19 protein-coding genes are annotated in these 21294 nt (G+C 67.5%); 9 read left to right on the top strand and 10 right to left on the bottom strand.

All coding sequences use genetic code 11. The features are described from left to right. Positions 1-169 precede the first annotated feature (169 nt). The gene (locus tag LK10_RS08605) at positions 170-919 is read right to left on the bottom strand and encodes a DsbA family oxidoreductase (protein WP_043122436.1); all 750 of its coding nucleotides are present in this window, start codon (positions 917-919) and stop codon (positions 170-172) included. A gap of 109 nt (positions 920-1028) precedes the next feature. Between LK10_RS08605 and LK10_RS08600 the strand changes: the two genes are divergently transcribed. Next, a complete protein-coding gene (locus LK10_RS08600) occupies positions 1029-2165 on the top strand; it encodes an acyl-CoA dehydrogenase family protein (RefSeq protein ID WP_043122636.1) in 1137 nt (378 codons plus the stop codon). A 166-nt stretch (positions 2166-2331) separates the two neighbouring features. Here the strand turns inward: LK10_RS08600 and aceB are convergent, their stop codons facing one another. Together aceB and aceA are read right to left on the bottom strand one after the other, a co-directional pair. Beyond that, on the bottom strand, positions 2332-4014 hold the full coding sequence (aceB, locus tag LK10_RS08595; RefSeq protein WP_052207116.1) for a malate synthase A: 1683 nt from the start codon (positions 4012-4014) through the stop codon (positions 2332-2334). Between the two features lie 79 nt (positions 4015-4093). Further along, positions 4094-5425 carry an isocitrate lyase gene (gene aceA, locus LK10_RS08590; protein WP_043122433.1) on the bottom strand — a complete coding sequence of 444 codons (1332 nt, stop codon included), beginning with the start codon at positions 5423-5425 and terminating at the stop codon, positions 4094-4096. A 109-nt stretch (positions 5426-5534) separates the two neighbouring features. Between aceA and LK10_RS08585 the strand changes: the two genes are divergently transcribed. Both LK10_RS08585 and LK10_RS20830 read left to right on the top strand, forming a co-directional pair. Next, positions 5535-7070, top strand: coding sequence for a helix-turn-helix transcriptional regulator (locus tag LK10_RS08585; RefSeq protein WP_043122430.1), 1536 nt, complete (start codon positions 5535-5537; stop codon positions 7068-7070). 218 nt (positions 7071-7288) lie between these two features. After that, positions 7289-7954 (top strand): CGNR zinc finger domain-containing protein, encoded by a 666-nt coding sequence (locus LK10_RS20830; protein WP_081998390.1) that lies wholly within the window; start codon positions 7289-7291, stop codon positions 7952-7954. A 168-nt stretch (positions 7955-8122) separates the two neighbouring features. Here LK10_RS20830 and tgt read toward each other — a convergent pair whose 3' ends face one another. Further along, a complete protein-coding gene (gene tgt, locus LK10_RS08575; protein WP_081998407.1) occupies positions 8123-9382 on the bottom strand; it encodes a tRNA guanosine(34) transglycosylase Tgt in 1260 nt (419 codons plus the stop codon). Between the two features lie 151 nt (positions 9383-9533). Between tgt and LK10_RS08570 the strand changes: the two genes are divergently transcribed. The 3 genes from LK10_RS08570 to mctP all read left to right on the top strand — a co-directional run bounded on the left by LK10_RS08570 (position 9534) and on the right by mctP (position 13097). After that, a complete protein-coding gene (locus LK10_RS08570) occupies positions 9534-10889 on the top strand; it encodes a serine hydrolase domain-containing protein (protein ID WP_043122428.1) in 1356 nt (451 codons plus the stop codon). A 163-nt stretch (positions 10890-11052) separates the two neighbouring features. Further along, positions 11053-11424: a DUF3311 domain-containing protein gene (locus LK10_RS08565; protein ID WP_081998389.1), complete on the top strand. Its 372-nt coding sequence runs from the start codon at positions 11053-11055 to the stop codon at positions 11422-11424. Beyond that, a complete protein-coding gene (gene mctP, locus LK10_RS08560) occupies positions 11421-13097 on the top strand; it encodes a monocarboxylate uptake permease MctP (RefSeq protein ID WP_043122426.1) in 1677 nt (558 codons plus the stop codon). The genes LK10_RS08565 and mctP overlap by 4 nt, the downstream gene beginning before the upstream one ends. 22 nt (positions 13098-13119) lie before the next feature. Here the strand turns inward: mctP and LK10_RS20825 are convergent, their stop codons facing one another. Then, the gene (locus LK10_RS20825; protein ID WP_052207114.1) at positions 13120-14517 is read right to left on the bottom strand and encodes a DUF6707 family protein; all 1398 of its coding nucleotides are present in this window, start codon (positions 14515-14517) and stop codon (positions 13120-13122) included. Positions 14518-14618: 101 nt separating this feature from the next. Beyond that, positions 14619-15158, bottom strand: coding sequence for an NUDIX hydrolase family protein (locus tag LK10_RS08550; RefSeq protein WP_043122424.1), 540 nt, complete (start codon positions 15156-15158; stop codon positions 14619-14621). A 106-nt stretch (positions 15159-15264) separates the two neighbouring features. Between LK10_RS08550 and LK10_RS08545 the strand changes: the two genes are divergently transcribed. Together LK10_RS08545 and LK10_RS08540 are read left to right on the top strand one after the other, a co-directional pair. Continuing rightward, positions 15265-15864 carry a YdeI/OmpD-associated family protein gene (locus LK10_RS08545; protein ID WP_043122421.1) on the top strand — a complete coding sequence of 200 codons (600 nt, stop codon included), beginning with the start codon at positions 15265-15267 and terminating at the stop codon, positions 15862-15864. Between the two features lie 5 nt (positions 15865-15869). Further along, positions 15870-16154 (top strand): acylphosphatase, encoded by a 285-nt coding sequence (locus tag LK10_RS08540; RefSeq protein WP_043122419.1) that lies wholly within the window; start codon positions 15870-15872, stop codon positions 16152-16154. Positions 16155-16161: 7 nt separating this feature from the next. Here LK10_RS08540 and LK10_RS08535 read toward each other — a convergent pair whose 3' ends face one another. After that, positions 16162-16983, bottom strand: a complete 822-nt coding sequence (locus LK10_RS08535) for an MBL fold metallo-hydrolase (protein ID WP_043122417.1) — start codon at positions 16981-16983, stop codon at positions 16162-16164. A gap of 172 nt (positions 16984-17155) precedes the next feature. Between LK10_RS08535 and LK10_RS08530 the strand changes: the two genes are divergently transcribed. Continuing rightward, the gene (locus LK10_RS08530) at positions 17156-17389 is read left to right on the top strand and encodes a hypothetical protein (RefSeq protein ID WP_043122415.1); all 234 of its coding nucleotides are present in this window, start codon (positions 17156-17158) and stop codon (positions 17387-17389) included. A 3-nt stretch (positions 17390-17392) separates the two neighbouring features. Here the strand turns inward: LK10_RS08530 and LK10_RS08525 are convergent, their stop codons facing one another. From LK10_RS08525 to LK10_RS08515, 3 genes are all read right to left on the bottom strand, one after another. Further along, complete coding sequence (locus tag LK10_RS08525; RefSeq protein ID WP_197061894.1) at positions 17393-18586, bottom strand: ABC transporter ATP-binding protein; 1194 nt, start codon at positions 18584-18586, stop codon at positions 17393-17395. Beyond that, a complete protein-coding gene (locus LK10_RS08520; RefSeq protein WP_231567696.1) occupies positions 18583-20103 on the bottom strand; it encodes an ABC transporter permease in 1521 nt (506 codons plus the stop codon). The genes LK10_RS08525 and LK10_RS08520 overlap by 4 nt, the downstream gene beginning before the upstream one ends. Before the next feature lie 99 nt (positions 20104-20202). Next, a complete protein-coding gene (locus LK10_RS08515) occupies positions 20203-21255 on the bottom strand; it encodes an iron ABC transporter substrate-binding protein (RefSeq protein WP_043122413.1) in 1053 nt (350 codons plus the stop codon). Positions 21256-21294: the final 39 nt, after the last annotated feature.

Genomic DNA, 21294 nt, shown 5'->3' with positions numbered 1-21294 from the left:
CAGCCCGCGACTAGGCGTGTCGAGGCCAGACACGCCCGAGCGGGGGCGCGAACGGCTTCAAACCAGGTCGGAATCCGCGCACGCGGCCGAGGACGACCAAGTCTAGGGGGACGGCGGCAGAGGGAGGGAAGGCAGTCGAGGGAGGGAAGGCAGTCGAGGGAGGCTCGGGTCAGCAGCCGTCGGGGCCGCAGGCTTGGCCGTTGAGCTCGTCGTCGCCCCTACCCGCGCCGGGCCCTGCGCTGTCATCTGCCGGAGCGTTGACCATCACCAGCGGGTTCGACTCGCGCCACGCGGTGTCGAGCGCCTGAGCAAACAGCTCGGCGGGCTGAGCGCCGGAGACGCCGTACTTGCGGTCGAGGACGAAGAACGGCACCCCCTGAATCCCAAGCGCCTGGGCCTCCCGGATGTCGGCGCGGACGGCGTCACGGTAGGTGCCGGCGTCGAGCGCTGCAGTGATGTCGGCTTCGGCGAGCCCGGCGGCGGTCCCGACCTCGATGAGCACTTGGCGGCTCCCGATGTCCTTCCCGTGCTCGAAGTGGGCCGAGAGCAGGGCCTCCTTGACGGCGTCGGCCGCTCCTTCGGTTCCGCGTGCCTTGGCGAGGTGCAGCAGCTCATGCGCGGGGAAGGAATTGGCGACGACGACGGTGCTGAAGTCGTACGCGAGCCCCTCGCCGGCCGCGACCTGCGTGACCTGCTCGAACATCTGCGCGACGCGGTCCTCGGGCATGCCCTTGCGCTGGCTCAGGTACTCGAGCTCGGTACCGTCGTAGTGTTCGGGAAGCGACGGGTCGAGCTGGAAGCTGTGCCAGGTGACCGTTACCTGGTCTTTGTGCGGGAACCCAGCGAGAGCCTTCTCGAATCGGCGCTTTCCAATGAAGCACCACGGGCAGGCGATATCGGACCAAATGTCAACGTTCACTTCTGTTCAAAGGCGCGCCCGTTGGCCTCTATTCCCTTGAGAGCGAAGGTGTCCGAGACTGACAGCACCAGCAGTACGGCAGCGCGCAGGGCAGGAGTCGACGATGACGATGTTCGAACTGACAGAGGACCAGCGCGATCTCGTGGGAATGGTCCATGATTTCGCCTCGGAGAAGATCGCCCCGCACGCACTGGAATGGGATACGACCAAGCATTTCCCGGTGGACGTGCTCCACGAAGCAGGCAAGCTGGGGTTGGGCGGCATTTATGTGGCCGAGGAGTATGGGGGATCCGGCCTTTCGCGGGCCGACGCCGTCCTCATTTTCGAGGAATTGGCCAAGGCAGATCCGACGATCGCTGCCTACATTTCGATTCAGAACATGATTGTCTGGATGGTCGATACCTTCGGCACCGACGCACAGCGCGCCGAGTGGATCCCAAAGCTCGCCTCCATGGAATCGCTCGGCAGCTACTGCCTCACCGAACCCGGGGCGGGCTCCGACGCCGCAGCGCTCATCACCAAGGCGACGGCGGACGACGGCGATTACGTCCTCAACGGCGTCAAGCAGTTCATCTCGGGGGCCGGTTCTTCGGCGCTCTACATCGTCATGGCGCGCACGGCGGATACAGGCCATCACGGCATCACAGCGTTCCTGGTGCCGGGGGACGCGCCGGGGCTTTCCTTCGGGCGCAGCGAGAAGAAAATGGGCTGGAACGCCCAGCCGACGAGCCAGGTGGTCTTCAAGAACGTCCGCGTCCCTGCAGCGAACATCTTGGGCGAGGAAGGATCGGGCTTCAGCATCGCGATGAAGGGGCTCAACGGAGGGCGGCTGAACATCGCAGCGTGCTCCCTCGGCGGCGGGCAGGCGGCCTTGGACAAGACGGTGGCCTACCTCAAGGAGCGGACGGCGTTCGGGGGCCGGCTGGCCGACAAGGAGGCGCTCATGTTCGATCTCGCGGACATGGAGATGAAGCTCGAGGCCGCGCGAAGCCTCCTCAGCCGGGCCGCCGCCGCCCTCGACCGCAACGACAGGGACGCTCTACGGCTCTGCGCGATGGCGAAACGCGTGGCCACCGACGCCGGATTCGAGGTCGCCAACATGGCGATCCAGCTCCACGGCGGCTACGGCTACCTGCACGAGTACGGGGTCGAGAAGATCGCGAGGGACCTGCGCGTTCACCAGATCCTCGAAGGGACCAACGAGATTATGCGCCTGATCGTGGGCCGCATGCTGGTCGAAGGCTGAATGGGTCGAGGGGCCGATCCGCGCAGCACCACTACGTGGATCGACCCCTCAACTCTGGTTCCCGATCGCCGGCCCCCGGCCTTCGGGGTGCGTGTTGCGAGTGGCGCGTGCCGGCGTCGGGAAGTATGGGTGGTGGACGGGTGAGAAGAAGCCTGGGCGGCCCCGACTAGACGACCGCCGCGAGCGCCCTCTCGGGTTCGGGCAGCCCGGCCTCGTACTCGTCCTCCTTGCCCGCGGTCTCGCACAGGTAGCGGGCGTAGGCCGGGAGGGTGAGGAAGGTGGGGAACTCGGGGGCGAGGGCGACTTCTTCGAAGATCTCGTGGGCGTCGCGGAACCGGTCGCCGTCGAAGCGCTCGAGCTTGGCGAACTCCTCCTCGAAGAGCTCCTTGACCCACTCGCGGGTGATGACCTCGCCTTGATCGGTGATGGCGTGGGAGTAGATCCACTGCCAGATCTGCGAGCGGGAGATCTCCGCCGTGGCCGCGTCCTCCATGAGGTTGTGGATGGCGACGGCGCCGGAGCCCCGCAGCCACGCCTCGATGTAGCGGACCCCGACCTCGATGTTGTTCCTGATCCCGGCCTCGGTGATTGTCCCTGTGCAGGAGGCGATGTCGATGAAGGCCCGATCGTCGGCGGTGACGTCCTCGCGGAGCCGGTCGAGCTGGTTCGGGCGCTCGCCGAGCACCGAGTCGAACACGTCGCGGGCCACGGGCACGAGATCCGGGTGGGCCACCCATGAGCCGTCGAAGCCGTCGTTCGCCTCGCGCGTCTTGTCGGCGCGGACCTTCTCGAACGCAATCGCGTTCGCCTCGGGATCCTTCCGGTTGGGCACGAACGCCGCCATCCCGCCGATGGCCATCGCCCCGCGGCGGTGGCATGCGCGCACCAGCTGCTCGGTGTAGGCGCGCATGAACGGCTGCGTCATCGTCACCTGGCCCCGGTCCGGGAGCACGAAGCGCGGCCCGCGGGTCCGGAAGTTCTTGATGACCGAGAAGATGTAGTCCCACCGGCCGGCGTTCAGGCCCGCGGCGTGGTCACGGAGCTCGTACAGGATCTCCTCCATCTCGAACGCGGCCGTGATGGTCTCGATCAGCACGGTGGCGCGGATGGTGCCCTGAGGGATGCCGAGGAGGTCCTGGGCAAACACGAACACGTCGTTCCAGAGCCGGGCCTCGAGGTGGTTCTCGATCTTCGGGAGGTAGAAGTAGGGGCCCTTGCCCTGCCCGATGAGCCGGCGGGCGTTGTGGTAGAAGAACAGCCCGAAGTCCACGATCCCGCCCGCGATCGGCTTGCCGTCGATCAGCATGTTCTTCTCCGGCAGGTGCCACGCCCGGGGGCGCACCACGATCGTGGGCCGCTCTTCGGCCGGGCGGAGCCGGTACTCCTTGCCCTCGGGGGAGACGAAGTCGATCCGGTCCGCGAGGGCGTCGATGAGGTTGATCTGGCCTTGGATCACGTTCCGCCAGGATGGGGTGAGCGAGTCCTCCATGTCTGCGAGCCAGACCTTTGCGCCCGAGTTGAGGGCGTTGACGGTCATCTTCCGCTCGACCGGCCCGGTGATCTCGACTCGTCGGTCCTCGAGGCCTGGCGCGGGCGGGGCCACCCGCCACGACGGGTCGCTGCGGACGTGCGCCGTCTCCGGCAGGAACCGGGGGTCCTGCCCCTTGCGGATCGCGGCGCGGCGCTCGTGGCGGGCCTCGAGCAGTTCTTGGCGCCGCCCCGCCGTCGCCCGGTGGAGTTGGGCGATGAACTCGAGGGCGCCCGAGGTGAGGATCTCGTGCTGCCGCGCGAGCGGCTGGGCGGTGAGGGTGATGCCGTTGATGGTGATGCCATCGCTGTAGCTGTTCATGGGGGTCTCCTAGAGGCGTGAGGTACGACGGCGGGTGGGCGCCCGAGGCGCAGGCGGCACCCGCCGTCGTCAGCTCGAATCAGTGGAATTGGCCCTCTTCGGTGGATCCCACCAGGGCAAGGGTGCTGGCGTTCGGGTTCAGCGCCGTGGAGACCAGGTCGAAGTAGCCGGTGCCCACTTCGCGCTGGTGCTTGGTCGCGGTGTAGCCGCGGTCCTCGGAGGCGAACTCGCGCTCCTGGAGTTCGACGTACGCGCTCATCCCGTTGCGGGCGTAGCCGTGGGCGAGGTCGAACATCGAGTAGTTCAGGGCGTGGAAGCCCGCGAGGGTGATGAACTGGAACTTGAAGCCCATCGCGCCGAGTTCGCGCTGGAACTTCGCGATCGTGGAATCGTCGAGGTGCTTCTTCCAGTTGAACGAGGGCGAGCAGTTGTAGGCGAGCATCTGGTCCGGGAACTCGGCCTTGACCGCCTCGGCGAACTTCCGCGCCAGGGCCAGGTCCGGGGTGCCCGTCTCCATCCAGATCAGGTCGGAGTACGGGGCGTAGGCCTTGGCGCGGGCGATGCAGGGCTCGACCCCGTTGCGCACCTTGTAGAAGCCCTCCGGCGTCCGCACGGGCGCCCCGCCCTCGGTGACGAGGAACTCGCGGTCCCGCTCGTCGACGTCGGAGGTGATGAGCGTCGCGGCCTCGGCGTCGGTGCGGGCGATGATGACGCTCGGCACGCCGGCAACGTCGGCGGCGAGCCGAGCAGCATTGAGGGTGCGGATGTGCTGCTGGGTCGGGATGAGGACCTTGCCGCCGAGGTGGCCGCACTTCTTCTCCGAGGCCAGCTGGTCCTCCCAGTGCACGCCCGCCGCGCCGGCCTGGATCATGGACTTCATGAGCTCGTAGGCGTTGAGCGGGCCGCCGAAGCCGGCCTCCGCGTCCGCGACGATCGGCACGAGCCAATCCTCAACGCTCGACTTGCCCTCCGAGAACTCGATCTGGTCCGCCCGCTGGAGGGCGTTGTTGATCCGGCGTACGACGGCGGGCACCGAGTTGGCGGGGTAGAGGGACTGGTCGGGATAGGTCTGTCCCGAGAGGTTCGCGTCCGCGGCGACCTGCCAGCCCGAGAGGTAGATCGCCTTCAGGCCGGCCTTGACCTGCTGCACGGCCTGGTTGCCCGTGAGGGCTCCGAGGGCGTTGATGTAGCCGGTGCCGTTCTCCCGGCCCTCCGTCACGGCGCTCCACAGCTTCTCCGCACCGCGGCGCGCCAGCGTGTGCTCCTCGACGACGCGGCCACGGAGCTTCACGACGTCCTCTGCCGTGTAGTCGCGCTCTACACCCTCCCAACGGGGGTCGGCGGACCACTCGAGCTTGAGGGCCTCGGCCTGCTGCTGAGGGGTCTGGGGCTGCTCGAATGCTGCGGTCATCGCGGTCTCCTTCGACTCGTCCTCCGGCTGCTCCGCCGGGTGGAATTCTTCGTGAGAACAACTTTTCCGCCTCTGCAAGCCCTCTTCCAGAGAAATGTGCTGGCAAGAAATGCGAATCTTCACGTATTCTCAAGAAATGTCGCCTGCATCCTCTTGGGCCCGCCCATCCGGACCTACGAGTCCCGCCCGCAAGGGTGTCGACGCCACGCCCGGGGGAGGCGCCGACGTGATCAGCCTGGGTCGCCGGGTCCGGCATCTGCGGAAGGCCGCGGGCCTCACGCTCGACGAGCTCGGCGCCGCCGTGGGCGCTGCGGCAAGCCAGCTGAGCCTCATCGAAAACGGGAAGCGGGAGCCGAAGCTCGGCCTGCTCCAGCAGCTCGCAAGCGCACTGGGAGTGGGCGTGGATTCGCTCCTCGGGGCCGAGCCGCCGAGCCGGCGCGCGGCCCTCGAGATCGAGCTCGAACGCTACCAGCGCAGCCCCCTCTACGAATCCCTCAATCTGCCCAAGATCCGCATCAGCTCAAGGACTCCTCTCGATGTACTGGAGTCGCAGCTCGGACTCCTGCGCGAGCTCGAGCGAAAGCTCAACGAGCAGGTCGCCACGCCGGAGGAAGCCCGGCGGGCCAACGGGGAACTGCGCCGCATGATGCGCGAGCGCGGTAACTACTTCCCGGAGTACGAGGCCGAGGCGCAGAAGGTCCTCAAGGCCGTGGGCTATCCGGGGGGCCCGCTCAGCCAGCACCTCATCGCCGACATTGCCGCCCACCTCGGATTCACGCTGTACCACGTGGGCGATCTGCCGCATTCAACCCGCTCCGTGACCGACCTGAAGAATCGCCGGATTTATCTCACTCAGAACCAGCGCTCGGATCATGACCCCCGATCGGTGCTCCTCCAAGCCCTCGGCCATTACGTCCTCGGGCATGAGACTCCGGGCAGCTATGGCGACTTCCTCGCTCAACGAGTCGCTACCAATTACTTTGCCGCGGCGCTTCTCCTACCCGAGCACACGACCGTTGAATTCCTGCAACAGGCCAAGGCCCGCAAGGAGATCTCGGTCGAGGACCTGCGCGACGCCTTCGCCGTCAGCTACGAGACTGCCGCCCACCGGTTCACGAACCTCGCGACCCAGCACCTGGGCATCACGACCCACTTCCAGAAGACCCACCAGAGCGGCATCATCTACAAGGCCTACGAGAACGACGGCGTCAATTTCCCCATGGATCACACGGGCGCCATCGAGGGCCAGCCCTCGTGCAAGGCGTGGACGAGCCGCGCGGTCTTCGACGTGCCCGACAAGTTCAGCTCGTACAGCCAATACACCGACACGGTCAACGGCACCTTCTGGTGCACTGCCCGCACGGAGCGAAGCGCGAGCGGCGAGTTCTCCCTGAGTGTCGGGGTGCCCTACCAGCACGTCAAATGGTTCCGCGGGCGGGAGACGACGGCGCGAGCCACCTCCCGCTGCCCGGATCCCGCGTGCTGCCGCCGGCCGCCCGTCGAGCTCAGCGACCACTGGGCCGGCAACGCGTGGCCCTCGGCGCGCGCCCACTCCCATCTCCTCGCCGCCATGCCCCCCGGCGCCTTCCCCGGCGTCGACGAAACCGAGGTCTATTCCTTTCTCGAGGCCCACTCCGGCGCGTGAGCCAAGGGGGGGCGGGGAACGCCAGAGGGTGCGGTCAGCCAACGGGCGGCGGGAACGCCACAGGGTGCGGTAAGCCAACGGGCGCGGTAAGCCAACGGGCGCAGTGAGCCAACGGGCGCAGTAAGCGGCCGGGCTTGGAGCCGCCGATGCCCAATGCCACCCCTGGCCGGCTCCGTGGTTCCGCTCTGGCCGGTTCCGCCGAGTGGCAGGGTTGATCCATGGTGGATCCGAACGGTGTCCGAGCTTTGATGGAATTGCTGGCGACAGCACCAGCTGCAGGCATCTTCGAGGGGCTTTTCTACCCCTCACAGGTTCGCGGCATTGCCGAGACCGCAGGCCTTGTCGTCGAGAAGACACCGACGCTCGAGGATCTCGCGCGCGAACTCCTTAGTCAGCGGCGCACCACTTCCGGCGGCGCCCATGAACATCTGGAGGAGCCGGGAGAATCGGTGCCGCGAGAACCGGAGCCGTGGGAGTCGAACGTCTGCCCTGCTCCCGGCGACTCCGACATCCTCCCCTTGCAACAGCTCAGAGATTCCCTGGCCCAGATCCTGAATGCATCGCTCGAAGACCAGGCCCGGCGGCGTCAGGTTGCACTGCTAAGCGTCGAGTTCGAGCTGTTTCCGTGCATCGACCACGAGGGACGCCACGCCATTCGCTCGCGGCGCGGCGACCCCGCTGCACGAATTGCCGCCGTCCTCGTCCCGGCAGTTGCGGCGCTCGTTGTGGACGGACAGCTCGGGCGAGTTCGTCGCTGCGCCGCACCCGTCTGCGGCTTGCCTTTCTTGGACCGAAGCCAGGATGGGCGAGGACGATTCTGCTCCAGCTCGTGTTCGTCCCGGGCGCGCGCTCGACGACGGCGGGAACGGCTGTACGGCGGCTGAGGCTCAGGGCCGGACCAGCAGCTGAGGCTCAGAGCCGGGCCAGCGGCGGAGGCTCGAGAGCTGGACCAGCAGAGGCATCGTTGGTCAGGAAAGTCACGCATTCGAGTGCTTTGAATGCGTGACTTTCGTGAGAGGCATCCCCTGCCCTCTGCAACATCCGTGCTGCCTTTAGCGTCTGGCGGCAGCGGGGTAGTAGCGGCCGAGGGTCTCCTCCTTGAAGTCCCAGAAGGTGCCGTCCTCGATCGCGTTGCGCGCGTCGTCGACCATTCGGACCACGAAGCGCTCGTTGTGGATCGAGATGAGGGTGTGGGAGAGCATCTCCTTGGCTTTGAAGAGGTGGCGGATGTACGCGCGCGAATAGTTCTGGCACGTGTAGCAGTCGCAGCCTTCCTGGAGCGGACCCCAGTCCTTCCGGTACCTTGCGCCGGAGAGGTTGAAGCGGCCCTCGGAGGTGTAGAAGGCCGAGTTGCGCGCGACGCGGGTGGGGGAGACGCAGTCGAAGGTGTCGGCGCCAGCTTCGATGGCGGCAAAGATGTCGTCGGGCTCGGAAATGCCGAGGAGATGCCTTGGCTTGTCCTCGGGGAGCTCCTCGGAACACCACGCCACGATGGTGCCGAGGTTCTCCTTCTCGAGCGCGCCGCCGATCCCGAAACCATCGAACGGCATGGCCCCGAGGTCTCGGCACGCCTTCCGCCGCAGATCCTCGTATTGCGCACCCTGTATCACGCCGAAGAGGGCCTGATAGGGCCGATGGCTCCGCTCGTCGGTGAGCCGGAAGTGCTCGGCAACGCAGCGCTCGGCCCACCGCCGCGTCCGCTCGAGCGATTCCTCCTGGTAGCCGCGTGAATTCTGCAGAGTGGTGAGCTCGTCGAACGCGAACATGATGTCCGCTCCGATCTGGTGCTGGACGTTCATCGAGATCTCCGGCGAGAAACGGTGGCGATCGCCGTTGAGGTGACTCGTGAACCAGACCCCGTCCTCGTCGATATGCGCGAGGCGTTCCTTGCCGGGCGCGACGGCTAGGTCTCGATCGGGGTGCCCTAGCGCAGACTGCTCTCGCGCAGAGTGCCCTCGCGTCGGATCGTCGGGGCCTGATGCATCCACCGCCGTCATGTCGATGACCTTCTTGAAGCCGGAGCCGAGGCTCATGACCTGGAAGCCGCCGGAGTCGGTGAATGTCGGTCCCTGCCAGTTCATGAACTTCCCGAGGCCACCCGCCTCGTCGAGGATCTCTGGGCCGGGCTGGAGGTAGAGGTGGTAGGCGTTCGCCAGCACAGCCTGCGCACCCAGATCGCGCACTGACTCAGGAAGCACCGCCTTGACTGTCGCCTTCGTGCCGACGGCGATGAAGGCGGGCGTTCGGATCTCGCCATGGGGCGTCGTGATGGTTCCAGTCCTGCCAAGAGTGCGGGCGCCGTCGGAAGCCATCAAGGGGCTGTCCACACGGAAGGCGAAGTCAGACTGGCGAGGATGGGAAATCGGCACCCCACCAGTCTGCCGTACGCTCACGTTTCCACAGTGCTCGCACAGAATCGTCTCCTAGATTGATGGGCGCACCACTGAGGGGACAGGAGAACAGATGAAGCACGCAGGTGGTCCCCGACGCGTGCGCCGCCTTCCTCTCGAGTCGGTTTTGGGAAGGACGGTCCGGGTCCGGCGCCGTCGACTCGTCGCCGCCGCCTTGGGAGCTGCCTTCGTGTTCATTGCTGGAACGGCCGGGATCACGAGTGCGAGCGCCCTTCGCGGCCACGCGCCGAATCTGCTCCTCAACGCGCCTGTCTCTGCTGCGACCCCAGCTCATCCGAAGCCCGCGGCTGCCCAACAGGCCCCCGCCCAGTCAAGCCAGTCCAATCAGCCTGCATGGCAGCAGATGCCCTCGCAGATCTCAGACATCGTCTCGCAGTTCCTCTCGGACCAAGGTGCAGCAGGTATCGCAGTGGCTGTATCGACGGGTGGTTCCTCGTCGTCCGGCGGCAACGCGCGTTACGTCACAACCCAGGGCAATGCCGCGGACGGAGTCGCGTGGTCGACCGATACCCGCTCGGCATTCCGCAGCATCACGAAGAGCTTCGTCGGCACCGTGGTCCTCCAGCTCGTCTCCGAGGGCAAGCTCAACCTCGACGACCCCGTCTCCCGCTACGTCCCCGACGTCTCCTCCGTCCAGTACAACGGCTCCGCCGTGGGCGACCAGATCACGGTCCGCGAAGCCCTCGAGATGCGGACCGGTCTGCCGGAGTTCTCCGGCACGCAGGGATTCTCGGATCAGCTCAACACCGATTACACGGCGCCGTTCACGGACGATCAGCTCCTCGGCTTCGCGTTCGCGCAGCCGCTCGATTTCGCGCCGGGGAGTGACTACGAGTACAGCAACACGAACTTCGTGCTGCTCGGAAAGGTGATCCAAGCAGTCACGGGCAACTCGTGGGACCAAGAGGTCCAATCGCGGCTCCTCACGCCCCTCGGCCTCAGCTCTGTCGCCTACTCGGGAGCGAGTGACCCGGCTCCGCCCGTCGCGACGCCCTACGAGATCGACAGCGATTCGAATCTCGAGAGCCTCGCTCAGGTCAGCCCGTCGCTCTACGGCGCCTCTGGCGGACTCTTCGGAAATATCGGCGACCTCCTCCGGTGGGGAACAGCGCTCGGCTCGGGCCAGTTCCTCCCGGCGTCCCTCCAGCAGCAACGGCTCTCGGCGATTTCGAATCCAGACGCTGACGACCCCCAAAGCCCCGAGTACGACGCCTACGGCCTCGCGGCCGGCGAGCTCGACGGTTGGTGGGGCCACACTGGCACGGGCCTTGGCTATGAGTCCCTCACGATGTACCAGCCCAGCACCGGCATGACCGTGGCCATCCTCATCAACACGCAGTTGCCCAACCCGAACGGGCCGGCGATTCTCTTCAAGCAGCTTGAGGGATCGCTCAGCTCCCTGAGCTGACCCATTCAGCGGCCGTTTCGTCGTCTGGAAGCGGCGCGGCCCCTTCCAGACCACGTCAAACTGCGGTACAAAGACGGCGGGGGGACAGACATATGCGCCTCCGCCCAGCTGATTTTCCCGAGTGTTCGGGGGAACGGCCGGACGGGCTGACAAGGAGGTCCTGATGTCCGGTCAAGAAAATCCCGCGCCCGACCAGCGCCCCATCCCTGCCGTCCCTGGAGCAAACGGGGGCCGGAGCCGTGATCAGGTGACCAGGGATACTCCGACCAGAGGTCCCGCTCGACCGCTCCCGTACGTCATCGCGGGCATCCTGCTCGCGGCAGCGGTCGTGTTCCCGCTTCTGCCGCAGATGTATTCGTTCGACTCCCCGCGCCTCGGCGGGATGCCCTTCTTCTACTGGTACCAACTTCTGTGGGTACCGATCTCGGCCATACTGAGCAGCTTCGCTTATTGGCTCGTCACGAGCGAGGACCGACGACGGCGCCGTGAGGCCCGGGCAGCCGGGGCCGGTTTCGAGGGGGGTGAGCGGCCATGACCCGTCCTATCAGCTGGGTGGCGCTCATCATCGTCATCATCCTCTTCCTGATCGTCGCCGCCATGGGCTTCATGGCCGCACGCTGGCGGCGGAGCGAGCAGGCCACAGGCCTCCATAGCCTTGACGAGTGGGGACTAGGCGGCCGCGGCTTCGGAACCTGGATCACGTGGTTCCTGCTCGGCGGCGACCTCTACACGGCGTACACGTTCGTGGCCGTCCCCGCCGCAATGTACGCCACCGGCGCCGTGAGCGGCTTCTTCGCAGTTCCGTACACTGTGGTGCTCTACCCGATCATCTTCATCATCATGAGCCGCCTGTGGTCGGTGTCCCACCGCCACGGGTACGTCACGGCCGCGGACTTCGTGGGCGGCCGCTACGGGAGCCGCTGGCTGTCGCTCGCGATCGCCCTCACCGGCATCGTCGCGACCATGCCGTACATCGCGCTGCAGCTCGTCGGGATCAAGTCGGTCCTGACGGTCTTGGGCCTCGGCAGCGCCCAGAACGCGTTCCTGACGGATCTCCCGCTCATCATCGCGTTCGTCGTGCTGGCCGCCTACACCTACACGTCCGGCCTGCGCGCGCCGGCGATGATCGCGTTCGTGAAGGACATCCTGATCTATCTCGCGATCATCGTCGCGGTCATCTACCTGCCGATCAAGCTGGGTGGATGGGACACGATCTTCGGGGCAGCGCAGGCCAAGCTCAGCGCGATCAGTCCAGCCACGGGCAAGCCGGCCGGCGTGTTCATCCCGAGCCCCACGAACTACTCGGCCTACTGGACGCTCGCGCTCGGTTCCGCGATGGCGCTGTTCATGTACCCGCACTCGGTCACCGGCGTTCTCGCGTCGAAGGGGCGCAATACGATCCGTCGCAACGCCGCGATCCTGCCTCTGTACTCGCTCATGCTGGGGTTCCTCGCGCTCCTCGGCTTCGTGGCGATCAAGGCGGGGACCAAGCCCATCGACCTGAACGGCACGGCGAACCCGCAGCTCGTGATCCCGCAGCTGTTCCTCGATGCCTTCCCGTCGTGGTTCGCGGGGATCGCGCTCGCCGCGATCGCGATCGGGGCGCTCGTGCCAGCTGCCATCATGTCGATCGCGGCGGCGAACATGTTCACTCGCAACATCTACAGGGACTTCTTCCGTCCTGATGCGAATCCGAAGACCGAGGCGAACGTCTCGAAGATCGTCTCGCTCCTCGTGAAGATCGGCGCTCTCGTGTTCGTCATCGCGATGGACCAGTCGGCGGCCATCAACATGCAGCTCCTCGGCGGCATCTGGATCCTGCAGACGTTCCCAGCCGTCGTCGCGGGCCTCTACACGCGCTGGTTCGACCGTTGGGCACTGCTCATCGGGTGGGCCGCCGGCATCATCTTCGGGACGGTGTCCGCCTATGACGTCGTGAATCCCGCCACGCATGCCCACTTCGGCGGCTCATTGGCCAACATCCCTGGGACGAACATCAGCGTGTACATCGCGATATCGGCGTTCGTGCTGAACCTGATCGTCGCAATAGTCCTCACGCTCGTGCTCCGCGCGTTCAAGGTCCCTCAGGGCGCGGACATGACGCGGCCTTCGGACTACGGCGCCGACGAGACTGATCCAAGGGTGCTCGAGATCGAGGAGAGGCAGCACGGGTTCGTGGAGCCGGGAGGCCCCTCGCCCGTGGCGTGACCGACTCCGGGGCCACGCACCCTCACCGCTTGACGGCGTCGAGCTCGATCCTGATCCGGCGATCGAGCTCGGCGCCGTCGAACGCTTCCGAGCCCCCATGGGCGCGGAGGTGCAGCAGTGTGTCGAGCCGCAGGATCCGCCAGCTGTGTTCCTCCGCCTCGTCGCCGGTCTCCGCGGCCCGGGAGACCTCCTTGTCGTAGAGGTTGGGCTCGTTGAGGGTCCGCTGCCGGACGCGGGCGGCCATCTGGGCGCGGAATGGGTCCTTCTCTGCCGTCTCTGGGGCACGGAGCAGTTCGGAGTACACGGCCGCCCGCGCGTCCTCGCCCCGCTCGCGGGCGAGGTGGGCGGCCAATGCGAGACCGGACTCGACCGACGCCCACCGCCCCGGGTTGCCGTCGAAGGGCACGACGGCGAGCAGGTCGGCTACCTTCTGCGCGTTCTCGGGGTCGTTCTGGCTCACGTAGAGCTCGTAGGCGAGCTCCCGCAGATCCTGGAGGCACGCGCCTGACTTCGTGTTGATGCCTTTCCCGAGCCGCTCGCACAGCTCGTGGATCGCGTGCCGTCCGGGGTGTACCGCGTCGATATGCCGGATGAGATCCTCGGGATGCCCCTCGAGCTGCGGGATGAGTCGGAGCTGGGCCGGGGAGGGGCCTCCCGTCGACACGCGGGCCTTGCCGGGAACGACGACGACGTCCCCCGTGTCGAGCGTGATGGTCGTCTCCCTGCGCTCGGGTTCGCCCCCGTCGGCTTCCGCGGCGCCCCCAGCTGATTCGTCCGTCGCCGGGCCGTCGTCGCGTGCAGCCGAGCCGCCGTCGTCCGGGCCGCCGTCGTCCGGGCCGCCGTCGCGTGCAGCCGGGCCGTCGTCGTCCGCACGGCCGTTGTCTGGCTGCCCCTGGTTCTCCAACGGGTAGCTCTGGAAGTGGCGCCCCTCGGCCTGCGTCCGGAGATCGCCGTCGGCCGCTTCGCCGCCCCAAATCGCAGCATAGGCGGGATCGAACGGGCCCTTGTCCTCGTCCGCAGACCCGGCCCGCGCCTTCTCTCGCCCGGCCTTCTCGCCCCGCGCCTTCTCCGGCCCACCCTTCTCGCCCCGAGCCTTCTCTGGCCCACCCTTTTCAGGCCCGGTCGCCGCAGGACCGGAGAACAGGAGGTCGGCAGGGCGGCTCGGGCGGGGGGCGACGATCCGCGCAGACGTGCCGTGCGCGACGCGCAGGTTGAGGTGGTTGTCGAGGATCGCGAAGTAGAGGGCGGGGTTGTCGTAGTCGTCGAGGACCGTGTCGATCTCGATGATCTCGGCCGTGCCCTCACCGTCGGGAAGCACGAGCCGGTGCCCGGGCCGCAGCTCGGAGGCGTCGATCGATCGGAAGTTCTCGAGCGCGTGGGGGTTCGACCCGCTGGGCTCAGAATCTGGGCGGTACTGCATGGCGGAGTCCTCCAAGTCGCTGTCGGTCCGCGCCCCAGTCTATAAAGGTCCGGTAACGGTCCCTCCGAGGCGCGCCATAGGCCGCGTCCGCTAGAGCACGATCAGCCGGCCACGCCCGCGAACGCAAGCGCCTGCCGCACGAGCTCGCCGCGGCCGCCCATGAATTCGGCCTGGACGGGCCCGCTCAGCACGTCGGACGGAGACATCCACGTGAGCTCGAGCGCATCCTGCCGGGGCTGGCACTCACCCGCGACCGGGATGACGTACGCAAGGGCGACGGCGTGCTGCCGCTCGTCCGTGAACCCGGTCTGGGATGGCGAGGGGAAGTATTCGACGACGGTGAACGGCACCGGGCTCACGGGAAGCTGGGGGAGTGCGAGGGGACCGAGATCCTTCTCGAGGTGCCGGAGGAGCGCCGCTCGAATGGTCTCCTTGTAGAGGACCCGGCCCGAGACGAGCGTGCGCATCATGTTGCCCTCGTCGTCGGCTTGGAGGAGCAGGCCGACCTCGTTGACGTAGCCCAGAGGGTCGAGGCGCACAGGCACCGCCTCGACGTACAGCATCGGCAGGCGGTTTCTGGCTTCGTAGAGATCCTCAGGGGAGAGCCAGCCAGGGTAGGGGTCGGGTGTGCGCACTGCCATAGGTAAGTTTCTACAGCATCCAATCGACGATGTCCCCGATGACGGCGGCGTCGACGTGGGCTGGCGTCCTCCTCAGCTGCGTCCCCCAACCCTTATTCTGAGGCCCATGGCCATCGAATTGCCCGAGCTGCTTCTTCCCGACGCCGCTGCCTGGCGGGCGTGGCTCGCGCAGAACCACGCCACGAGCCCCGGCGTGTGGCTCGTGCAGCACAAGAAGGGCGGTTCTGTCACCGGCCTGACCTTCGCGGACGCCCTCGACCACGCTCTGTGCTTCGGCTGGGTGGACGGGCAGATCGGGCGCCGCGACGAGGGCAGCTACGTCACCCGGTTCACGCCTCGCGGGCCGAAGAGCAAGTGGTCGAAGCTCAACGTGGCCAACGTCGAGCGGCTCGAGAAGGCTGGCCTCATGACTGACGCGGGCCGCGCCGTCGTCGATGCCGCGAAGGCCGACGGTCGCTGGGAGGCGGCGTATGCGGGCCAGGCATCTGCCGAGGTTCCCCCGGATCTGGCCGCCGCGATCGCGGCGAATCCCGCCGCTCAGGAGATGTTCGAACAGCTCACCGCAGTCAACCGCTATGCGCTTATCTACCGCACGGAGTCGGTGAAGAAACCGGAGACGAGGGCAAAGAAGATCGCCCAATTCGTGGACATGCTCGCCCGCGGTGAGACAGTCCACCCCCAGAAGAGCCGCGCTGAGAGGAACTAGTTCTCATGTCACACGTACCCGAGGCGCGGCTGCACGCGACCGTCAAGGGCATGGTCCAGGGCGTCGGTTTCCGCTATTGGACGCGAGGCGAGGCGAACAGGCTCGGCCTCGTGGGCAGCGCCGGAAACAGGCTGGACGGGACCGTTGAGATCGTGGCCGAGGGGAATCGCGACGACGTCGAGCAGTTCCTCAGGTGGCTCCAGTCAGGCGAGACTCCGGGACGGGTCGAGGGGGTCGAGGCCTCGATCGGCCCTGCGACCGGGGAATTCCGCCACTTCTCGGTCTGGTGAGGCGAGCTCACGCCCAGCCGCGGAGATAGTCCAGCTGGGCCGCGACGGAGGTCTCGGCAGCGCTGCGGACCGACGTGTCGACGTCGGCATAGACGAGGTCTGTGACCGCACCGACCGGCGCCTCCGCCCCGAGGCTCGAAAGGGCCGCGCGGATCTGGGCCAGACGTTCCTCGCGGTGGGCGGCATATGCCCGCGCGATCTCGCCGAGGTCTGGCAGGACCGGCCCGTGTGCGGGGAGCACCGTCTTCGGCCCGAGAGCCTCGAGGCGGCGGAGGGACGCGAGATAGTCGCCCAGTCGGCCGTCGGGGTACGCGATGACGGTGGTGCCGCGGCCCAGGATCGTGTCGCCCGTGAGGACGGATCCGTGGTCGCCGTCGTCGGGGAGGAGCAGTGACACCGAATCGGCCGTGTGCCCCGGCGTCGCGAGCACCTCGATCCGAACTCCCGCAGCCTCGATGATCTCGCCGTCAGTGAGCGGCGGGGCGGCGAAGCACAGGGACCCGTCGAGCGCCCGGACGGGCGCCCCGGTGATCCGATGGAACTCCTCGGAGCCCTCGGTGTGGTCTGAGTGGTGGTGCGTGATGAGTACGAGCTCCACGCGCCCGGCCGCGGCGAGTTCGCGGAGATGGGTCGCCTCGAGGGGGCCGGGGTCCACGACGACGACGGGCGGTTCGTGGGTGGCGTCCGCGCCTCCCGCTGCGGCGGCGCTCGCGCCGGAAATGACGTAGGAATTCGTCCCGTCCAGACTCATCGGGCCCGGGTTGGGGGCCAGACGATAACGGGTGAGCTCGGAACTCTGGACCCAAAGCGAGGGCTGCGATTCAGTCACAGGGAACAGCCTAGCGAGAGGCAAACGAGCCAAGCGAGACAGGCGACGAGAACGAAGGCAACTCAAGCCCGGTTTCCAGAAGGCGAATTATGGGTAATCATTGAGGAACATCTCGAGCAATGGGACGGGCACGACGGCGTGCCGCGCGTCGCTATTGACGGGAACAGCAACAATGCACTCCAGAGCACAAGGTGCCAGCTCATCCGCCGCCCGGTCGGAACAGAAGACGTCGCGGGCCAGCTCGGAGAGGGGCCGCCTCCGAGTCCTCCGGCCGGAACGGCACGAGCTCTCCTCCCTGCGCCTGTGGGAGCACCTCGTAGCAGATCTGCGGAAGGCCGGCCTGGGCGACGAGCACGCGCGCGCTGAGGCAGCTCGGCTCCTCGCCGGCGACGTGTGGGGCGGCTAGGGCTCACTCAGCGAGAGTGCTCACGCCCGTCGAGGGTTCCCCGAGTGGGAACGCGACGCCCTCTCCGATGACCTTGAGCGCGAGGTCCATGCCTTTGCGTGCCATTGCGGCGTTCCAGTGGCGGATCGTGATGACCTCGCCCCCGCCGGGAAGGCCCGGGTGAATAGGCTGGTCCCAGGGCCGATCGGCGAGCTTGATCCGTACCGACGACTCGGGGCCGAAATAGTCCCAGTCCAGCACAGTCCCATGAATGGGCGATTCCGCTGCAATTCGAATTTGCTCCGGCCGCAGCATGATCTGAACGTGGCCCTGCGCGGTTGGGTGCCGCACTGGGACCGGGCCGAGCGAGCACATCGCGAGGCTGCCCTCGAGCCATGCGTCGAGGATGACGGCGTCGCCGAGGAATTCCGCGGTCGCCCGGTCCGCGGGGCGCGTGTACACGACGAAGGGGTTGCCGATCTGGGCGAGCTTCCCGCCGCGCATGACGGCGACCTGGTCGGCGAAGCTGAGGGCCTCGGCTTGGTCGTGGGTCACGAGGATCGTGGTCACCCCGGCTTTGGCGAGCACCTTCGCCACTGCACGCCGCGTCGCGACCCGCAGGCCGGCGTCGAGCGCTGAGAACGGCTCGTCGAGGAGCATGACCTCGGGCCTGCGCGCCATGGCCCTCGCAAGGGCAATGCGCTGCTGCTGGCCGCCGGAGAGCTGATGGGGGCGGCGCTTCGCATAGGAGCCGTCGAGGGCGACCATGTCGAGGAGTTCCTCGACCCGCGCCGCGATCTGCTTGCGTGACCCGCCGTGCGCCTTGTCGAGCCCGAACGCGATGTTCTGGCCCACGGTCAGGTGGGGGAAGAGCGCGCCGTCCTGGGCCACGTAGCCCACGTTCCGCCGATGCGCGGGCACCCACGTGTCGCCGGCGACCACGCGCCCGTCGAGCCTGATCTGGCCCGTGTCGGGGGCCTCGAATCCCGCGATGAGGCGAAGGAGCGTCGTCTTGCCCGACCCGGACGGGCCGACGATCGCCGTCGTGCCTCCCCGCGCGACGTGCAGGTTGATGCCCTTGAGGACCTGCTGACGCCCGAACGTCTTGGTGACCTCGTCGATCTCAAGGTGATGGTTCGCCGTGTCCGCGATGGACCGCGCGATGCGCGGCTCGGGAAGCCGGGAGGCCGAGGTGGGGGTGGGGCTCTGTTCGGTCACTGGCCGGCCGCCTTCTTCGACTGCTGGAACAACAGGTAGGTCATGGGTGCGGAGAGCAGGATCATGAGCAGCGCGTACGGGGCGGCGCCCGTGTAGTCGATGCCGCTCGAGAGATTCCAGAACTGCGTCGCGAGCGTCGAGGTGCCCGTCGGGGCGAGCAGGAGCGTCGCCGTGAGCTCGTTGAGGACGGCAAGGAAGACGAGCGCCGCGCCGCCGGCCGCCGCTGGAGCCGCGAGCCGCAGCGTCACGCGGAAGAAGGCAGCCGCCGGCCGCCGACCTAGAGCCCTCGCGGCTTCCTCGAGCTCTTTCGGGGCCTGGGCGAGCCCGGCCCGCAGGCTCACGAGCGCCCGGGGGAGGAACAGCAGGACGTACGCAATGACCAGCAGGAGCGTGCTCTGGTAGATGTCCGGGATGGCGTGAAGCGCGACGGTAACGAACGCGAGGGCCAGGACGATGCCGGGCATCGAGCTCGTGACGTAGTTCGCGAGCTCGAGCGACTTGCTGAGCCACCCGGGGTACCTCACGGCGAGCCACGAGAGCGGGAAGGCAGCGGCCGTCGTCGCGAGCGCGCCGAGGAGGCCGAGCCATAGGCTCTGGCCGAGGGCCGAGGCGAGGTCGGCCGTCTCCCAGATCTGCGCGCCGCCGTCGAGGAGCCAACGGCCGATCACGGCGAGCGGGACGCCGAGGGCGATGATAGCGAGCCCGAGGAGCCCCAGCTGGGCTGGCAGCTCCCACGCCCCGAGGCGTGCCCGCGTCGGGGCCGCCTGCGCGCCGGAGCCGAGTTTCGCGTAGCGGGCGTTGCCGCGGGCTCGGGCCTCGAAGACGAGCATGACGAGGCACAGGGCGACGAGCACGCTCGCGAGCATGTTGCCGGCGGCGCCGTTGAACGTCGAGCGGTACTGCTCCATGATCGCCGTCGTGAACGTGCTGAAGCGCATCATCGCGAAGGCGCCGTACTCGGAGAGGAGGTGCAGGCCCACGAGGAGCGCGCCGCCGGTCACGGCGATGCGAAGCTGAGGGAGGACGACGCGGAAGAAGACCTTCCACGGCCCGAGGCCGAGGGAGGCTGCGGACTGCTCGAGCGCGGGGTCGAGGCGAGCAAGCGTAGCGGCGGCCGGGATGTAGACGAGCGGATAGTACGAGAGCGTCGCGATGAAGACGCCCCAGCCGAGCCCCGCCATCGAGGGGACCACGGAGACCCACGCATAGGCGTTCACGAAGGCCGGGATCGCGAGTGGGGCGGCGAGCAGTACGGCCCAGGTGCGATGGGCGCGCAGCCTCGTGCGCTCGACGAGCCAAGCGCCGCCCACGCCGATCACAAGGCACAGCGGCACGGTGATGACCACGAGCCAGATCGTGTTGCCGAGCAGCTCAAGGACGCGCGGCCGCACGATGAGCGCGATCGCGGTGTCCCAGCCCGTTGCGATCGTCATCGCGACGACGAAGCCGAGCGGCACGAGCGAGAGGGCGCCGATGAGGATGCTCAGCACAAGGACGGTCCACGGCAGGGAGCGGATTCTGGCCCCCGGGCGGAAAGCCCTCAGCGGGCGGAGGCGCGTGCCTCCGTCCGCTGAGGGGCTCCGGCGTGCCGGGGTAGCTGTGGTCTGCAACAAGGTCTAGAGCAGTCCTGCCTGGGTCATGAGGTCGGTGACCTGCTGGGAGTTGAGCTTCGCCGGGTCGACGGCCGGCGCCTGCAGCTCCTGGAGCGGGGTGAGCTTCGGGTTCGCGGCGACTCCCGAGCCGACCGGGTATTCGAACGAAGAGCCCGTCTGGAGGACCTTCTGCCCGTCCGCGCCGGTGACAAACGCGAGGAACTTCTGAGCCGCCGTCTGGTGCTTGCTCGAGGCGAGCACGGCGCCGCCCGAGACCGAGACGAAGGCACCCGGATCCTGGTTCTTGAAGTAGTAGAGGCCCACGTTGTTCGAGTTCTCGCCGGTCTTCGCCTGATCGCCGAACCAGTAGTAGTGGTAGATGACCGCGGCGTCGATCTCACCGGAGTTGACGGCCTTCATCGCGGTCGTGTTCCCCTGGTAGGTCTTGGCGTTGCCCTTCATGGCCTTGAGCCAGTCGAGCGTGGCACTCTCGCCCTTGAGCTGGAGCATGGCGGAGACGATGGCCTGGAAGTCAGCGCCCGAGGGCGCGGCGCCCCAGCGGCCCTTCCACGAGGCATCGGCCAAGTCCATGATCGACTTGGGGAGATCGCTCGCCTTGACCTTGGTCTTGTTGTAGGCGAGGACGGTCGAGCGCGCTGCGATGCCGACCCACTTGCCGGTGGACGGGCGGTAGGCCTGCGGGACGTTCGCGATCGCCTGTGAGCCCGGGTCGCCGAGCAGGCCCGCGTTTTCGACGGCGCTCATGGCCGGCGAGTTCTCGGTGAGGAAGACGTCGGCCGGGGAGTTCTTCCCCTCCTGGATGATCTGCTGGGCCATCTCGGTGTCGTCGCCGTTGCGCATGTTCACCTTGATGCCGGTCTGCTTCGTGAACGCATCAACCCACGCCTGCGTGAGCTCCTGGTGCTGCGCGTTGTAGACCGTGATGGTGTCGGTGGGGCCGCCCGTGGCCCCTGCCGAACCGGACGACGAGCCGGGCGAGCTGCCGCAAGCCGAGAGGCCGAGCGCAGCAACCGCGGCGATCGCGATGCCCGCGAGGGCCTGGGAACGGATCTTCACAGAAGGTCCTTTCGTAGCTTTCGAGGGCCGGCACGTGAG

Source organism: Sinomonas humi (genome assembly GCF_000802235.1).
GTDB lineage: Bacteria > Actinomycetota > Actinomycetes > Actinomycetales > Micrococcaceae > Sinomonas > Sinomonas humi.
The sequence above is the reverse complement of the archived record's forward strand: the minus strand, read 5'-3'. Positions and strand labels throughout refer to the sequence as shown.

Bases quoted from the DNA above. Each gene is read 5' to 3' on its own strand.
- LK10_RS20825 (WP_052207114.1), bottom strand. From the start codon at position 14,517: ATGCAGTACCGCCCAGATTCTGAGCCCAGCGGGTCGAACCCCCACGCG.
- aceA (WP_043122433.1), bottom strand. From the start codon at position 5,425: ATGACCGCAGCATTCGAGCAGCCCCAGACCCCTCAGCAGCAGGCCGAG.
- tgt (WP_081998407.1), bottom strand. From the start codon at position 9,382: ATGGCTTCCGACGGCGCCCGCACTCTTGGCAGGACTGGAACCATCACG.
- LK10_RS08600 (WP_043122636.1), top strand. From the start codon at position 1,029: ATGTTCGAACTGACAGAGGACCAGCGCGATCTCGTGGGAATGGTCCAT.
- LK10_RS08585 (WP_043122430.1), top strand. From the start codon at position 5,535: ATGCGAATCTTCACGTATTCTCAAGAAATGTCGCCTGCATCCTCTTGG.
- LK10_RS08565 (WP_081998389.1), top strand. From the start codon at position 11,053: ATGTCCGGTCAAGAAAATCCCGCGCCCGACCAGCGCCCCATCCCTGCC.
- mctP (WP_043122426.1), top strand. From the start codon at position 11,421: ATGACCCGTCCTATCAGCTGGGTGGCGCTCATCATCGTCATCATCCTC.
- LK10_RS08550 (WP_043122424.1), bottom strand. From the start codon at position 15,158: ATGGCAGTGCGCACACCCGACCCCTACCCTGGCTGGCTCTCCCCTGAG.
- LK10_RS08570 (WP_043122428.1), top strand. From the start codon at position 9,534: ATGAAGCACGCAGGTGGTCCCCGACGCGTGCGCCGCCTTCCTCTCGAG.
- LK10_RS08540 (WP_043122419.1), top strand. From the start codon at position 15,870: ATGTCACACGTACCCGAGGCGCGGCTGCACGCGACCGTCAAGGGCATG.
- aceB (WP_052207116.1), bottom strand. From the start codon at position 4,014: ATGAACAGCTACAGCGATGGCATCACCATCAACGGCATCACCCTCACC.
- LK10_RS08545 (WP_043122421.1), top strand. From the start codon at position 15,265: ATGGCCATCGAATTGCCCGAGCTGCTTCTTCCCGACGCCGCTGCCTGG.
- LK10_RS08530 (WP_043122415.1), top strand. From the start codon at position 17,156: ATGCACTCCAGAGCACAAGGTGCCAGCTCATCCGCCGCCCGGTCGGAA.
- LK10_RS20830 (WP_081998390.1), top strand. From the start codon at position 7,289: ATGGTGGATCCGAACGGTGTCCGAGCTTTGATGGAATTGCTGGCGACA.